Annotated in this window: 18 protein-coding genes; 9 read left to right on the plus strand and 9 right to left on the minus strand. The window is 62.3% G+C overall.

Translation table 11 applies throughout. The features are described 5' to 3' along the window. The 3 genes from ACK59L_RS19990 to ACK59L_RS20000 form a co-directional block, all read left to right on the plus strand. A partial coding sequence (locus ACK59L_RS19990; protein WP_409275565.1) for an MFS transporter occupies positions 1-1,276 on the plus strand: 1,276 nt, incomplete at its 5' end. Between the two features lie 29 nt (positions 1,277-1,305). Next, on the plus strand, positions 1,306-2,295 hold the full coding sequence (gene araD1 / locus ACK59L_RS19995; protein ID WP_409275567.1) for an AraD1 family protein: 990 nt from the start codon (positions 1,306-1,308) through the stop codon (positions 2,293-2,295). A gap of 88 nt (positions 2,296-2,383) precedes the next feature. Next, a complete protein-coding gene (locus ACK59L_RS20000; protein WP_409275569.1) occupies positions 2,384-3,958 on the plus strand; it encodes an aldehyde dehydrogenase (NADP(+)) in 1,575 nt (524 codons plus the stop codon). A gap of 73 nt (positions 3,959-4,031) precedes the next feature. On the opposite strand, the gene ACK59L_RS20005 is transcribed toward ACK59L_RS20000, so the two are convergent. From ACK59L_RS20005 to ACK59L_RS20015, 3 genes are all read right to left on the minus strand, one after another. Beyond that, positions 4,032-5,195, minus strand: a complete 1,164-nt coding sequence (locus tag ACK59L_RS20005) for an AAA family ATPase (protein WP_409275570.1) — start codon at positions 5,193-5,195, stop codon at positions 4,032-4,034. A gap of 107 nt (positions 5,196-5,302) precedes the next feature. Further along, a complete protein-coding gene (locus ACK59L_RS20010; protein WP_409275572.1) occupies positions 5,303-5,689 on the minus strand; it encodes a cupin domain-containing protein in 387 nt (128 codons plus the stop codon). Between the two features lie 29 nt (positions 5,690-5,718). Continuing rightward, positions 5,719-6,585 (minus strand): AraC family transcriptional regulator, encoded by an 867-nt coding sequence (locus tag ACK59L_RS20015; protein ID WP_409275574.1) that lies wholly within the window; start codon positions 6,583-6,585, stop codon positions 5,719-5,721. 78 nt (positions 6,586-6,663) lie between these two features. Here ACK59L_RS20015 and ACK59L_RS20020 point away from each other — a divergent pair, with 78 nt between their 5' ends. Then, positions 6,664-6,834, plus strand: coding sequence for a DUF2986 domain-containing protein (locus ACK59L_RS20020; RefSeq protein ID WP_409275576.1), 171 nt, complete (start codon positions 6,664-6,666; stop codon positions 6,832-6,834). 3 nt (positions 6,835-6,837) lie between these two features. Here the strand turns inward: ACK59L_RS20020 and ACK59L_RS20025 are convergent, their stop codons facing one another. Beyond that, a complete protein-coding gene (locus tag ACK59L_RS20025) occupies positions 6,838-7,344 on the minus strand; it encodes a GNAT family N-acetyltransferase (protein ID WP_196135783.1) in 507 nt (168 codons plus the stop codon). 221 nt (positions 7,345-7,565) lie between these two features. On the opposite strand from ACK59L_RS20025, the gene ACK59L_RS20030 reads away from it, so the two are divergent. After that, positions 7,566-8,627, plus strand: coding sequence for an aldo/keto reductase (locus ACK59L_RS20030; RefSeq protein WP_409275578.1), 1,062 nt, complete (start codon positions 7,566-7,568; stop codon positions 8,625-8,627). Between the two features lie 121 nt (positions 8,628-8,748). Next, positions 8,749-8,973, plus strand: a complete 225-nt coding sequence (locus tag ACK59L_RS20035; RefSeq protein WP_144964578.1) for a hypothetical protein — start codon at positions 8,749-8,751, stop codon at positions 8,971-8,973. A 504-nt stretch (positions 8,974-9,477) separates the two neighbouring features. Here the strand turns inward: ACK59L_RS20035 and ACK59L_RS20040 are convergent. Then, positions 9,478-9,936 carry a GNAT family N-acetyltransferase gene (locus tag ACK59L_RS20040; RefSeq protein ID WP_409275580.1) on the minus strand — a complete coding sequence of 153 codons (459 nt, stop codon included), beginning with the start codon at positions 9,934-9,936 and terminating at the stop codon, positions 9,478-9,480. 112 nt (positions 9,937-10,048) lie between these two features. Here ACK59L_RS20040 and ACK59L_RS20045 point away from each other — a divergent pair, with 112 nt between their 5' ends. Both ACK59L_RS20045 and ACK59L_RS20050 read left to right on the plus strand, forming a co-directional pair. Beyond that, positions 10,049-10,237 carry a hypothetical protein gene (locus ACK59L_RS20045; protein ID WP_409275582.1) on the plus strand — a complete coding sequence of 63 codons (189 nt, stop codon included), beginning with the start codon at positions 10,049-10,051 and terminating at the stop codon, positions 10,235-10,237. Positions 10,238-10,348: 111 nt separating this feature from the next. Continuing rightward, positions 10,349-10,666, plus strand: a complete 318-nt coding sequence (locus tag ACK59L_RS20050) for a hypothetical protein (RefSeq protein ID WP_409275584.1) — start codon at positions 10,349-10,351, stop codon at positions 10,664-10,666. Between the two features lie 52 nt (positions 10,667-10,718). Here the strand turns inward: ACK59L_RS20050 and ACK59L_RS20055 are convergent, their stop codons facing one another. The 4 genes from ACK59L_RS20055 to ACK59L_RS20070 form a co-directional block, all read right to left on the minus strand. After that, a complete protein-coding gene (locus tag ACK59L_RS20055; protein ID WP_409275586.1) occupies positions 10,719-11,483 on the minus strand; it encodes a hypothetical protein in 765 nt (254 codons plus the stop codon). A 72-nt stretch (positions 11,484-11,555) separates the two neighbouring features. Beyond that, positions 11,556-12,326: an SDR family NAD(P)-dependent oxidoreductase gene (locus tag ACK59L_RS20060; protein ID WP_409275588.1), complete on the minus strand. Its 771-nt coding sequence runs from the start codon at positions 12,324-12,326 to the stop codon at positions 11,556-11,558. 44 nt (positions 12,327-12,370) lie between these two features. After that, a complete protein-coding gene (locus ACK59L_RS20065) occupies positions 12,371-13,339 on the minus strand; it encodes a 5'-nucleotidase (protein ID WP_196137019.1) in 969 nt (322 codons plus the stop codon). Between the two features lie 35 nt (positions 13,340-13,374). Further along, positions 13,375-13,866: a DUF1543 domain-containing protein gene (locus ACK59L_RS20070; protein WP_144964582.1), complete on the minus strand. Its 492-nt coding sequence runs from the start codon at positions 13,864-13,866 to the stop codon at positions 13,375-13,377. 131 nt (positions 13,867-13,997) lie between these two features. Here ACK59L_RS20070 and ACK59L_RS20075 point away from each other — a divergent pair, with 131 nt between their 5' ends. Continuing rightward, positions 13,998-14,459 carry a hypothetical protein gene (locus tag ACK59L_RS20075; RefSeq protein ID WP_409275591.1) on the plus strand — a complete coding sequence of 154 codons (462 nt, stop codon included), beginning with the start codon at positions 13,998-14,000 and terminating at the stop codon, positions 14,457-14,459. The last annotated feature ends 42 nt before the right edge of the window (positions 14,460-14,501 follow it).

A 14,501-nucleotide genomic window follows, 5' to 3' on the forward strand; every position in this document is an offset into this window, starting at 1 on the left:
CACACTCAAGCTCATCCCTTTTCTGGTTCTGTTGTACCTGGTGGCTTATGTCGATCGCTCGGCGGTCGGCTTTGCCAAGCTGCACATGGGCGCCGACATTGGCCTGGGCGACGCGGCCTATGGCCTGGGCGCCGGGTTGTTCTTCATCGGCTATTTTCTGTTCGAGGTGCCGAGCAACCTGCTGCTGGACCGCTTCGGCGCACGCCGCTGGTTCGCTCGCATCTTGCTCACATGGGGCGCCATCACCGTTGGCATGGCATTCGTGACCGGGCCGAACGGCTTCTATGTGATGCGCTTTCTGCTAGGGGCAGCCGAGGCCGGTTTCTTCCCGGGGGTGCTGTACTACATCACCCAGTGGTACCCGGTGCGGCATCGCGGCAAGATCCTGGGCTTGTTCATCCTTTCCCAGCCGTTGGCGATGCTGGTCACAGGGCCGCTTTCCGGCGCATTGCTGGGCCTGGACGGCACCTATGGCCTGCACGGCTGGCAATGGCTGTTCATCTGCATCGGGACCCCTGCGGTGCTGTTGGCCTGGCCCACCCTGCGCCTGTTGCCAGATGGCCCGGCCAAGGTGCGCTGGCTCAGCGACGCGCAACGCACCTGGTTGCAAGAGCAGTTGGCCAATGACCTGCGTGAATACGGCCAGACCCGCCACGGCAACCCGCTGCATGCACTCAAAGACAGCCGCGTGCTGCTGTTGGCGCTGTTCTACCTGCCCATGACCCTGAGCATCTACGGGCTTGGGTTGTGGCTGCCCACCTTGATCCACCAGTTTGGCGGCAGCGACCTGGTCACCGGTTTCGTGTCGGCGGTGCCCTACCTGTTCGGCATCATTGGTTTGCTGGTCGTGCCACGCAGCTCGGACCGCCTCAATGACCGTTACGGTCATCTCGGTTTGCTGTACGCCCTGGCCGCAGTCGGGCTGTTTCTCAGTGCCTGGTTGAGCGTGCCGGCCTTGCAACTGGCGGCGTTATGCCTGGTGGCGTTCGCCTTGTTCTCGTGCACGGCGATCTTCTGGACCCTGCCTGGGCGGTTTTTCTCCGGGGCCAGCGCTGCGGCCGGCATCGCCCTGATCAACTCGATCGGCAACCTGGGCGGCTACCTGGGCCCATTTGGCATCGGCGCCTTGAAAGAACACACGGGGCACCTGTCGTCCGGGCTTTATTTCCTGGCCCTGGTCACCGTGTTCGGGGTGCTGCTTACCGGAGTTGTCTACGCCCGCCTGGAGCGTCGACAGCGTGATGCATCCACCCAGGTGGCTGGCGCCTCCCGATAATTTTTCGCAACCGACAAGCGAGTACGACCATGCGACTGATCCAATTTGAAACCGCCACCGGCGAGCGCCATGTCGGCGTGGTGGAAGGTGACTACGTCTTGCGCGTGTGTGGCATCGACACCACCCGCGAGCTGGCCCTGCAGGCCATCGCCGCTGGCCTGACCCTGGCCGATCAGGTGCAGGTAGTGGGCCTGGGCGAGCGGCACGATTACCAAACGCTGTTGGCCGAGGGCCGGGTGCTACCGCCGCTGGATCACCCCGATCCGGCCCATTGCCTGGTGACCGGCACTGGCCTGACCCACTTGGGTAGCGCCGCCACGCGCGACAAGATGCATCAGCAACAGGCCCAGGACGCTGTGACCGACAGCATGCGCATGTTCCAGTGGGGCATGGAGGGCGGCCGGCCAACAGCAGGGCAGGTGGGTGCACAACCGGAATGGTTCTACAAGGGCGATGGCACCATCGTTGTGCGCCCTGGGGCAGACCTGCCGCTGCCGGCGTTTGCCGAGGATGCAGGCGAGGAGCCGGAGTTGGTAGGCCTGTACCTGATCGGCCCTGACGGCACGCCGTACCGCCTGGGTTACGCGCTGGGCAACGAGTTCTCCGACCATGTGATGGAGCGGCGTAACTACCTTTATCTGGCCCACTCGAAGCTGCGCGCCTGCAGTTTCGGACCGGAGCTGCGGCTCGGTGCACTGCCGGCGCACCTCGAGGGCACCAGCCGCATCCTGCGTGATGGCCAACCGGTATGGAGCCAACCCTTCCTGTCGGGTGAGCAGAACATGTGCCATAGCTTCGAGAACCTGGAGTTCCATCACTTCAAATACGACCAGTTCCTGCGACCTGGCGATATTCATGTGCACTACTTCGGCACTGCGACGCTGTCGTTCGCCGACGGCATCCAGGCGCAGCCTGGCGATACCTTCGAAATCAGCCTGCCAGCCTTCGGCGAGCCGCTGCGCAACGGCATTGCGCCAGCAGCGAAGCAGGTGCAGCCAGGGAGCGTGAAAAGCCTGTAAGCCCACCTCTGGCCTTCAGGGCACGTGCCCCGTGCCCTGGGCAGCGGTCAGGTGCGGCAACTTCAATCTCTTAATTCAGGAGTCCATCATGACTGGAAGCAATTTCATTGGCGGCCAACGCAGCGCCGCTGGCAGTGTGCGCCTGCAAAGCCTCGATGCCTGCACGGGGGAGGCCCTGCCGGTCACCTTCAGCCAGGCAACCCCCGAAGAAGTGGACGCCGCAGCCCAGGCCGCCGAAGCCGCCTTCCCCGCATACAGCGCCCTGGCACCTGAGCGCCGCGCGCAGTTTCTAGACGCTATCGCCGATCAGCTCGATGCATTGGACGATACCTTCATCGCCACCGTCTGCCGAGAAACTGCCCTGCCAGCGGGGCGCATCCAGGGCGAGCGTGCCCGCACCAGCAATCAGATGCGCCAATTCGCCAAGGTGCTGCGGCGCGGCGACTTTCTGGGCGCCCGCATCGATCGCGCGCAACCCCAGCGCCAGCCGCTGCCACGGCCTGACCTGCGTCAATACCGCACCGGCCTGGGCCCGGTGGCGGTGTTCGGCGCCAGCAATTTCCCCTTGGCCTTCTCCACGGCCGGTGGCGACACCGCCGCTGCGCTGGCGGCAGGGTGCCCGGTGGTGATCAAGGCGCACAGCGGGCACATGGCCACGGCCGAGTGGGTGGGTGAAGCCATCGAACGGGCCGCTGTAGCGACCGGCATGCCCGCTGGCGTGTTCAACATGATCTACGGCGCGGGGGTAGGTGAAGCCCTGGTGCGTCATCCGGTGATTCAAGCCGTGGGCTTTACGGGCTCGCTCAAAGGTGGACGGGCCCTGTGCGACATGGCGGCCGCTCGCGCGCAGCCGATCCCGGTGTTTGCCGAAATGAGCAGCATCAACCCGGTGCTGGTGCTGCCAGGTGCGCTGCAAGCGCGAGGCCCGCAGATTGCCCGGGAGCTGGCCAATTCGGTGGTGATGGGGTGTGGTCAGTTTTGCACCAACCCGGGGCTGGTCATCGGTATCGCTGGCGAAGCCTTCAGCGACTTCCTGGCGCAGTTAGGCGCGCACCTGGCTGACCAGCCTGGCCAGACCATGCTCAATGCCGGAACCCTGCGCAGCTATTGCGCCGGCGTGCAGCGCCTGCACCAGCACCCAGGGATACGCCACCTGGCCGGGTCCACACAGGGGGGCAACCAAGCCCAGCCCCAGCTGTTCATGGCGCAGGCGAGCCTCTTGTTGCAGGGCGATGAAGTCCTTCAGGAAGAAGTGTTCGGGCCTACCACGGTCGCCATCGAAGTGGCTGACGAAGCCGAACTGCGTCGGGCTCTCGAGGCGTTGCAGGGGCAACTGACGGCCACGCTGATTGCTGAGCCTGAAGACTTCCAGCGCTTCGCCGCGCTGGTACCGGTGTTGCAACGCAAGGCCGGGCGCCTGCTGGTCAATGGCTACCCCACTGGCGTCGAAGTGTGCGAGGCGATGGTGCACGGCGGGCCTTACCCCGCCACATCCGATGCGCGCGGTACATCCGTCGGGACCCTGTCTATCGACCGTTTTCTGCGCCCAGTCTGCTTCCAGGACTATCCCGACGCGCTGCTGCCCGACGCCCTCAAAGACGCCAACCCGCTGGGCCTGCTGCGCCTGATCGACGGCCAGCATAGCCGCGAGGCGCTTGTATGAAGGCTTGACGGTTCTGGCACCGGAGCACGTGCCGCCTGGTGAGGGTCAGGCGGCGCTTGCTTGATCAGCCTTTTTAGTCAGTCCACCGCCACAGCGGCTCGTCCAGCAGGCCCACGTCTTTGAGTCGCGTCTGCCCTTGCACCTTGTCCAGGGCGAGCAGGTTGCAATCCTCACACCGGCTTAAGGCTTCGATCAATGGGGCGCTGTGCGACACAACCCACACCTGACTGTGCTCGGATGCGCGAATGATCAGCCGGGCCAAGGCCGGCAGCAAGGCTACATGCAAGCTGGTCTCCGGCTCGTTCAGCACCATCAGAGCCGGTGGCCTGGGCGTCAGCAGGGCTGTCATCAGCAGGAGATAGCGCAAGGTTCCATCCGACAGCTCTGCGCAGGTCAATGGCCTGAGCAATCCCTGCTGGAACAGCCGTACGCAGAATAGCCCGCCAGGGGGTGCATGGATGTCCAGGCGACTGCCGGGGAAAGCGTCCTCCAGCGCGGCATTGAGGCCTTCAACGTCACCGATTTCGATGATGGTTTGCAACGCTGGGGCAAGGTTGCGCCCGTCATGATGCAGCACCGGCGAGCGGGTGCCCAATTGGGGTTGGCGGCAGGGAGCATCCCGATCAATTCGAAAGTGATCGTAAAAACGCCAGCTGTTGATGAAGGCGCGCAACTGCCCAATCTCGGGGGCCTGCCGCGGGCGGCCCACCACACTGAAGAAGCTTTCGCTGCTGTCGGCATGCTGATCCAGTACTGTCCAGTCGTTGCCTTCACGAGCCCTCACCATTGCGTTCTTGCGCTCGACCAGCGCGGAGGAAGGTCGATAAGCACCGCCTGCCCAGATCGTCTCACTCTTGATTTCCGGATCAAGGATGAAGGCTGAGGGGTAGGGCAGGAGGATGGGCAACCCCAAGGAGATGGCAAATCCGTAATCTTCGGTGGCAAAGCCTAGCCGCAGGCGACGGGCATCGCGCGGGTGCTGCCCCTGAATCGGTACTTCACCGCGCATCATGCGCGCACTCGATTCAGGGCCTGCCCACCAAGTCGAGTCCAGCCCACCTTCGCGGGCGAGTGCCTGAATGACCCCGCCCTGTGCCGTTTCGGCCAGCAGGCGCAGGGCTTTGTACAGATTCGACTTGCCGCTGCCGTTGGCTCCGGTGACCACGTTGAGCTGACCCAGCGGTAGGACCAAGTGGTTGATGGAGCGATAATTGCTGATGGCCAGGGTAGTGAGCATGGCGTTATTCCGGTCGACGATGGTGCAAGTTTGGTCTCAATCAAGTGCCCAGGCCAACCCTTGCCCATGTCGACCCGCCGGCGCTGGGCCATCGCTGAGGCCGATGGCTAGATCCACAGATCATTAGGCGCCGTGCGCTCACCGCCCTCATGGCCAGTGTTGAGGACGCCACACGGTTCGATCATCAGCAGCTTGGCCTCGCCCTCGGCTGCCGTGCGATGCTGTACACCCCGGGGTACCACGAACAACTCGCCGGGCGCTACATGGACGCTGCGTTGCGGCAGATCGATGCGCAGCGTGCCTTCGAGCACCAGAAAGGCTTCATCGGTTTCCGGGTGCGCATGCCAGATGAATTCTCCCTCGATACGCACGACCTTGAACTGGTAGTCGTTCATCTGTGCAACAACCCTGGGGCTCCACTGACTGTCGATCATCGACGCCTTCTGCTTCAGGTTCACAGGGTGCGGCTGGATGTGCTGATTGGATTCGAACATGGTGGTTACTCCTGGTTGGAGCACGCAGCCTATTGCAGCTCGGTGTTTGCTGGCTTGTACGATCCTGCACGTTGCTGGCCTGGCCGCAGGCGTTCGAGCCAGCGTAGCGGCGGCACCCCATAGCTGCGGGTGAAGTGTCGGGTCATGTGGCTCTGATCATGAAAGCCTGCCGCCAGGGCTGCGTCGACCAGGGTGAAGCCATCGAGCAACAGCCGTCGCACATTGTCCAGCCGCCGGAGGGTGACGAAGCGATAGGGGCTGGTGCCGTACAAAGCCCGGAAGTCCCGGGACAGGCTCCATTGCTCACGGCCGCTGGCGCGTTCGAGCATCTCCAGGGTAATGCCCAGGTGGAGGTGCTCCAGAATGAACGCCTTGGCGCGCTCGGCGGACCGGTAATCCAGGCGCTTGCGCCCGCGTGGTTTGCCCGCGACAGCGCGCAACGCCATGGCCAGGTCGTAGACAGCGTCTTGCTCCTCCAGCCTTTCCAGAGGGTGGTCCACGGCCTGAACGAACGTTTCGCTGGCGTGGAAAAGGCGCGGGTCACTGGAGAGCCCACCGGGCACGAACGGTAGCGGCTGGCCGCCCAATGCGGCCTGAATCAGTGCAGGGTCGATGTAGGCCATGCGGTAACGAAAACCCGTCTCGGTGCCGGCCATGCCGTCGTGCAACTCATCGGGGTGCAGCACCAGCGTGTTGCCCGGCATGCCGTGGCGCAACGCGCCTTTGTAATGAAAACTCTGAACCCCGGCCAAGGTACGGCCGATGGAGTAGGTGTCGTGCCGATGGGGATCATAGCCATGGCTACCGAACCACGCCTCGATCCGCTCGATTGCGCCAGGCTGCGTGCTGCGGATGACCCAGTCGGAAACCGGGGGCATGCTGGGCGAACGTTTCATGGCACTGGCCCCGGCGGTTCACGGAAAGGAAAGACAACGCGCTATCATAGGCCCCATTCCTCCTCATCAGAACCCGCCATGAACCGTCAGAAGAAAATCAAGCAACTGCTCAAGGCGCACGCCAAGAAGGCCAGCGCCAAGCTGGCGCCGCGCAGCACCAAACCCACGTACATCAGCAAGGCCGATCGCGAGAAGCTGGCGTTGCAAACGGCCGCAGACGCCGCAGTGCAACCCGAACCCCAGGCCTGAGCCTCAGGCTTCCGACGGGGTTTCTTCCTGCTTGTAGATCTTGAAGCCGCGCGCTTGGTAATTGCCCAGCGCGGCAGGGTGATCCAGGGTGCAGGTATGCACCCATACACGCTGCGTACCGGGCCACGCCCAGGCGCAACGCACCGCCTGGCTCAACAGCGGGCCGCCAAAGCCTGCGCCCAGAAACTGCGGGGCCAAGCCGAAGTAACGGATTTCGGCGTTACGCCCGTCAGGGCGATACAGTTCGTAATACCCGGCGATGGCGCCCCGGTGGTAAGCCACCCAGGTGCGGTGAGCTTCCTGCTCGACCTGCGCCTGCCACTGCGCCTCGCTCCACGCGTCCAGGTCACCCCAGGACCAGGGCGTGCCGACCAACGCGTAGAGAAAGCGGTTGAAGGCCGGTTGTGGCACCTCGCATTCGACAATGTGCAAATCCGGGCGCTGGGGTTTTTCCACCAGTTGCTCTGGCGAGGTCATTTCTAGGTAGTACGTGGTACAGGGGGATTGCATCGTCATCTCGCATCGTCCGTTGGTCAGCTTGCCAGCATGCCTGTGGCGTAACGCCTTTGCCACCTACGCATAGGGTCACGACGGGCATGGTGCGTTGGCAAGCCTTTGACAGTCGTTGGCGCAACTGCTGGGTTGATAGGGAACGCCGCCGAAAGCTTCCGATTGAACGTTTCAGCGCGCAGGTACGTCGGTATTTCTAGTCTTTTGCTATGGAGGTTTCCATGAAATATCGCGCACTCGGCAACACCGGCCTGCTGGTTTCGGAACTGGTCATTGGCACCGTACCTTTTGGCGGGCGAGGCTCGTTCGAGAAGACCGGCAGCGTCGATGTGGACCTGGCCAAGCGCATGTTCGCGGCGGCGTTCGACGCCGGGGTCAACCTGGTCGATACCGCCGACCTGTATTCACATGGGCTGGCTGAGGAAATTGTCGGCAAGGCCCTGGGCGAGCGTCGGAACTCGATCATCCTGGCCAGCAAGGCGCGCAGCCCGATGAGCGACAACCCCAATGACAGCGGCGCTTCGCGCTACCATCTGATTCGCGCGTGCGAGGCCAGCTTGAAGCGCCTGGGCACCGACCATATCGACCTGTACCAGATCCACAACTGGGACGGCGTCACGCCAGTGGAGGAGACCCTGGCAGCACTGGATCACCTGGTGCAAAGCGGCAAGATTCGCTACTTCGGCACGTCCAACTACACCGCCTGGCAAATGATGAAGACCCTGGGCAGCGCGCAATTGAACGGCTGGCAACAGCCCGTTTCCCAGCAGATCTACTACACGCCCGAATCGCGCGAGGCCGAGTACGAGTTGCTGCCGATGGCGATTGACCAGGGCTTTGCCACGCTGGTCTGGGGGCCGTTGGGTGAAGGGCTGTTGACTGGCAAGGTCCGTCGTGGCCAGCAGACGCCCAAGGGCACTCGTCAGGGTAACGACTGGCCGGAACCCTATGTGCATGATCGTGAGCGCGCCTACGACATCATCGAGACCTTAATCGCGGTGGGCGAACGCCACGGTTGCTCGCCTTCACGCGTCTGCCTGGCCTGGCTCAAGGATCGCCCGGGCATTACCAGCGTGATTACCGCTGGCCGCACCCTCGATCAGCTGCAAGACAATTTGCAGGCGGCAGACCTGGTGTTGACGCAAGAGGACCTGAAGCAGATCGAACAGGCCACCCGCATCGCGCCGCAGTATCCCTACTGGCACCGCATTGCCGCCGGCATGGACCGCATCGATCCGGCTGAAGCGCCGTTCATAGAGCTGTACCGAGAGACCATGAAGTAACACCTGCGCCGCCTGATACCAGGTCGTCTTGCGCGCTTGGCGAGACGATCTTGGTGGTGGTGTGAATTATTTCCTGTCTCGCCGGTCAAGTAATGAGTTCCCAACCTATATCGAGGTGCTCATGCACGCCTTCACTGTTCGTTACTCGCTCAATGGAAATTCGACCGACCATACCTTCGAGTTGGACCAGCGTGGCCTGGCCCTGCACGAAGCGGCGTTGCACCTGATCGTGCTGCATTTCGGCGACGGCGAGAACAGCCTGGTGATGCCCGCAGCCGATGCCACGCCCGATGAAATCCTGGCGCAAGCCCAGGTGCTGGGGTTGACGGATATCGTGGTGGTCTAGGTTGCTCGCTGGTGGACGCTAGGCTCTGTGTGAAAAGCCTTGATACTCGGTGGTGCTGCGTTGAAAACAGCCTGGATCGCCAGCCCGGTCGGAATGCTCATTTACAACACGTAAAGTCGAGCGCGACTCCGACCGTTCCTCGGCTTTTTTCGCCTTGCCTGACCATCGTCTCAAGACTTTTCACACAGAGCCTAGGTGGCACTGTCTTGCGCCGCCTTCGCAAGCTAGCGAGTCTCGCGTAGGAGCGGTCTTGTACCGCGATGGGCTGCGCAGCAGCCCCAGGATTTCAGCTCCGCATCTTAGATTGCCGGGGCCGCTGCGCGGCCCATCGCGGTACAAGACCGCCTCTACCCGGACTTCGGCAAGCCTTCAGAGGCGGCATCAGGCAGTTCCTTCCGCAAAGTTCAGGCCTCCGCTCTCTAGGCCAATACAGAATCAAGACTGTATTTACACGGGATTTGCCGGGCGTCAGATATAGCCCAAGGTACTCACTTGCACCCTGAGTTATCCTGCGGTCAACACCTTCGCCATGACCACCGTTCGCTCATCTCCATGGCGCACTTCACGAACCACCCTGTAACCTAACCTGGCATAGAAACCTTGAGCAGTGAGTGAAGAGGGCACCTGCAACTGCAAGGCCCCACTGGCCAGCGCTTCCTGCTCGATGCAGCCCATCATTTGTTCACCGATACCCTGGCGCTGATAGGTCGGGTCGACGAATACACTCCTCACCACATCCTTCTCAAGGCTTGCCGTTGCGACGACGAGGCCGTCTTCTACAGCCACCCATACAACCCGCCTGCCCAGCAGTGCAACCACCGCTTGGGGTGTGAAGGAACGCGCCACGCGCGCCAGTGTGGCGGCGTCATAGTCTGCTGCGTTGCTGTGGCGCAGGGCAGCCAGGATCACCCGGCTGATGCCTTCTGCGTCCAGGATGGTCGCCGCTCTGATCACACTTGCCATCAACCTCGGCCTCCTCGATTGCGACGGACGGGCTTCATCCCGATCGAACGCCTGCGCCCGCGCTGTTCTCGAATAACTGTAGGCCTCATCCATTCTTTCGAGGTACGCGGCAATGAACAGAGATCCCATGGCACAGGACGGCGCTGACGATGACATGCCCGTTTCACCGGACCCGTCGGTGAACCCTGACAACCCGACCATACCTGATCCGGACGATGATCCGCTCATGAACGAAGAGGAGGGTGATGACATGGAGGATTCCGAGCAGCCGCCCATGGATGTGATTACGCCCAGAGAATAACGGGCGTAGTGCAGTTTCCACCCATATACCTCGCCGCCTTGGCATGGATGCCGGCGGCAACAGCGTTAAGCAGACTCACGCTATTACAGCGCCTCAATCAGGAGAATGCATATGCCAATCGACAATAATGGTCCTGCAGCACCCTACCCAGGCCCGGCTCAGAACAGCCCGGACACCGGTGAGGGTCATGATTCAGGCCTTGAACAGGCCCCTTCGGAACCCAAGCAAGGCGCCGCCCAGGCAGGCGGCGAGCGCCCCGAGGACTGGAATCCACCCCCCGGAAACCCTGGCTCCGACCAGGACAGCCAGGTGCCACGCGACAACGGTACCGCACGCACCCATGAAGACCCTGGCGCTGGGGATGCAGCGCTTGAGGAAGACATGAAGGACGTGCAAGCCAACAACTCTGTTTCGCAAGAACATCCGTGACACTGGCTTGAACCCGAGGCGCTGGGGCTGTCCACAGCGCCTTTGGGCAACGCTAGCGGCCGCGCAGCAAGCCTGCCAGCGCTACCGTCAACGCAACCGCCGTCCCCATGGCCAGCACGATGGTCGGCATGACCCCCAGCGCTTTCATCAGCCCCGACAGCATCAGGTAGAACGCCAATACACCCACTGCGCCAATGGCATTGCCGCGCACCATGGCTGCCATGCCCGCGCGCCCATTCTGCACATGGGCAAACACCATCAACGGCCAGGCGATGACAGGGATTGGCGCGAGCATGCCGCTCGTCTGGGGTCCAAGCCAGGCGGCTAGGTGCGTGGTGATCATCAGCAACGCCGTTGCCGAGACCATGCGCAAGGGAATTTCCCAGTAACGATGCCGTACACGTGCCAGGGTTTCAGGCTTGGGCTCGCGCCCGCTGGCGATAATCAGCAGTACGATCAGCCCCAGCGCCACCCCTATCGACACGTACAAATGGCCCCAGTGCGTAAGCACATAGGCGACCAAGCCGTAGAAGACGATCGCCAGGCCCGCAGCAGCCCCGATGGCGAGCCTGCGTGTGGCATACAGGTAGAACGCGTAGGTAGCGAGCACGGCTGCCAGCCCCCCGAGTGCACCAGGCACGGCGTTCAGGGCAAAGTCCGTCCCTTGCTCCAGGCTCAGGAAGGTCATCACCAGCCCCGAGGTAATGGGCATGCCCGCCAACAGTCCCCCTAGCAGCCCGCCCCAGCGCCTGGAAGCGAGAGAAATGGCCCACATCAGCAAAGGGGTAATGGCAAGTTTCAGGTAGAACAAGGTCATCGCGGCGCGTTCCGGCTCTCAAGACAGTGCCGACTTTACCCTGTTGAATGCCCGGGTGCCCGCCACTGATGCCTACCAAGGGATGTTTCGACCGTCCCAGCCCCAGAAGCTACCCGTAACGTTCGGTCCGAGACGCCCGATCAGTTCCACGATGCACTGGGCGGCAAACGTTGTCTCGAACAGTTTGCCCTCAGGCACGTTGCCCTGGAACGGCCTTGATAGTTCTGTGTCCGTGGTGCCCGGGTGCAGGGCCAGAACAGTCGCATTCGGGTTCAGGCGCTTGAGTTCGATACTGGCTGTGTGCAGCAACTGATTGAGCGCCGACTTGCTGGCCCGGTAGCTGTACCAACCCCCCAGACGGTTGTCGCTGATCGAACCCACACGCGCGGACAGTGCTGCAAAGGTTGCAGGTTGCTTGCGCAGCAGAGGCAGCAGGTGCTTGAGCAGCAGAATCGGGGCGAAGGCGTTGGTGGTGAAGCTGGCGTGCAAACTGGCAAGGTCCAACTGCGCCAGAGACTTTTCGGCTTTGGCGTTTTCCTGGTGCAGGATCCCCAAGGTACTGATGACAACGTGCAAGTGCGCACATCGCTCGCCGGCTTGCGCGGCCATGGCGGCCAGGCTGGCCTCCTCGCGCGCGTCGCAGTCCACTAGCAATACACGATTCGGGTGAGCGTCGGCCAGCGCCCTCAATGTTGGGTTCTGCGTGGCGTGGCGCGATACAGCGATCAGCTGATCGACGTCTTCGCGCCTCGCCAGCGCGTTGCACAGCGCGAGCCCGATTCCACGGCTGGCCCCGCAGATCAGTACGCAGGCTTTATCGTCCAACCCTGGTATGAGACTCATGACAAGCACACTCTGGCCATCGTTTCGGTCATGGGTAGACCGCCTTAGGCATCCGAATTTCCATCGACATGAGGTTCAGCCGTCGGTATCCGGTTCGCCACCCCAAACGGCACGTGCACCATCGGCAAATCGCCCGCAGGCGAGTGCAGGTGGCTGCGCTGGTCATCAAAGAAGACGTGGGGCTTGAGAATCGACAAGACGCGCGGTTTCTCCATGCCACCCAGAAAGAAACACTCGTCGGGCGATACGCCCCAATCTTTTAGAGTTGTCACCACCCGCTCATGGGAAGGTGCATTGCGCGCCGTCACGATGGCGATACGCAGGATGCGCTTGTAGTGGGGATCATCTTCGAGCTTGCGGTCTTCGAGGGTGCGAATCAGCGACAGTTTGCGGTACAGGTCGGCCAGGGGCCCAGGTGTATGGGGAACGCGCTGGTGTGCCTGCTCGTGGGCCTGGAACTCATCCAGGCTGTTGCCACGCTTGTAGACGCTTTCGGCTTCGTCGTCGGCGATCACGCCATCGAAGTCGAACGCCACGCGCAGCTCGGTATCGATTTCGTCATCGTAGATGCGGGTCGGAAGAACACGGCCTGCGGGGTAATTGGCGTCGATGGCTTTCTGTACATCCTCTTCGTTAGCGCTTAGAAACAGCGATGCGTTGAACGCTGGTATGTACTCGTAGGGAGAGCGGCCCGACATGAACGCGGCGCGGGTGATGTCCAGGCCGTAGTGGTTGATCGAGCGAAATACCCGCAGGCCTGTTTCCGGCGAATTACGCGATAGCAACACCACCTCGACGGGCAGCTGCTCGGGGAATGCCTGGTTGATACGCAGAAAACGACGGATAAACGGAAACGCCACGCCTTTGGGGAAAGGCTCATCCAGGTTCTGTTCCTGGTGCCGCCGGTACGCTTCGACGCCGTCCTGGGTGTAGATGTCGTCCGAGACGGTCAGGTCGAACAGCGCACTGGAGGCAACGCCAATCACCAGTTTCTGTTCGATGGGGTAAGGCATGGGAGACTCCCTACGGCCCCGGCAGAGGCGCAAAGTCAGAGGGGAATATAATCGTTACGCGAAACGACAGGTTTGTGCGGCCCTTCGACCAGGTGCACGTACAACCCGTCTACGCAGTCGATGGCCAGGCAGTCGTCCACGCTCAGCACGGCATCGGTATGCGGCTTGAGCCAGCCGGTTTGCATGTGTTGCTTGCCCAATGCCTTGGCATCGGACTTGTTGCGGGCGCTGACCAGCACGTAGCGGTGCGCTTCGCCGAACACGCCGCGTTCGTAGCCGCCCAGGTTGATGAAGTACAGGCGCAGCGCACCACGTTTTGCCGGGTGGGGGTGCAACTCCACCCGCATGCCATCCACGCCGTCGACTTCCAGCCAGGCATCGATGTGCAGCCCCTGCTGGCTGCCGAACCATGCGTCGCGCAGTTGCGGGTAGGCCTGTTGCAAGCTGGGTGCCTGGGCGAACACCATGTCGTGGACCTCGATCTTGGCCCCTGCGTGGCGTCCCCCCAGCATGACGATATAAAGCATGAGGTTTCCTTGTTGAACCGGTCATCGCAGGGCGTCATTTTGCAGCATCCGCAGGCGGCTTCAAGCGCAGTGCTTGGCGCCTGAGCACAAGACGGCTAGTGTGGGCGAACCTTTGACTGCGAGATAGCAAGATGCGCACTCCTTTTCTGTTCCTGGCGATGCTCTGTGCACCCCTGGTGCAAGCCGCCGAGCACTGGACCTTGAATGACCAGTTCGACCAGGCATTCACGTTGGACGACAAGACCCGCGTGGTCATGGTTGCGCGCAGCATGGCCACTGCACGGTTGGTCAACAATGCGGTCGAGCACACCCCAAAGGGCTATCTTGAAGCGCGGGGCGTGGTCTTTGTCGCGGACATCGAGAAGATGCCCAGCATGGTGGCAGCGGTGATGGTACCTGCCATGCGCTCGGCCAATTACCGGATCTTGCTGGATCGGGACGGGGAGGTAGCCAAGGGCTACGGCGGGGACCGCGAATCGGTGCAATGGCTGGAGGTTCAAGACGGCAAAGTGGTGGCCGAGCAGCGGTACAGTGATTTGCCCAGTTTGAGGCAGGCGTTGGTGAAAATGGCTGGGCGAGGGGCAGGGGGGTGATGCGGTGGCATGTTCGCATCTCAAGTGTGACACCGCCCCCCT

The sequence above is a fragment of the Pseudomonas sp. KCJK9111 genome (assembly GCF_046231935.1).
Taxonomy (GTDB): Bacteria; Pseudomonadota; Gammaproteobacteria; order Pseudomonadales; family Pseudomonadaceae; genus Aquipseudomonas; species Aquipseudomonas parafulva_B.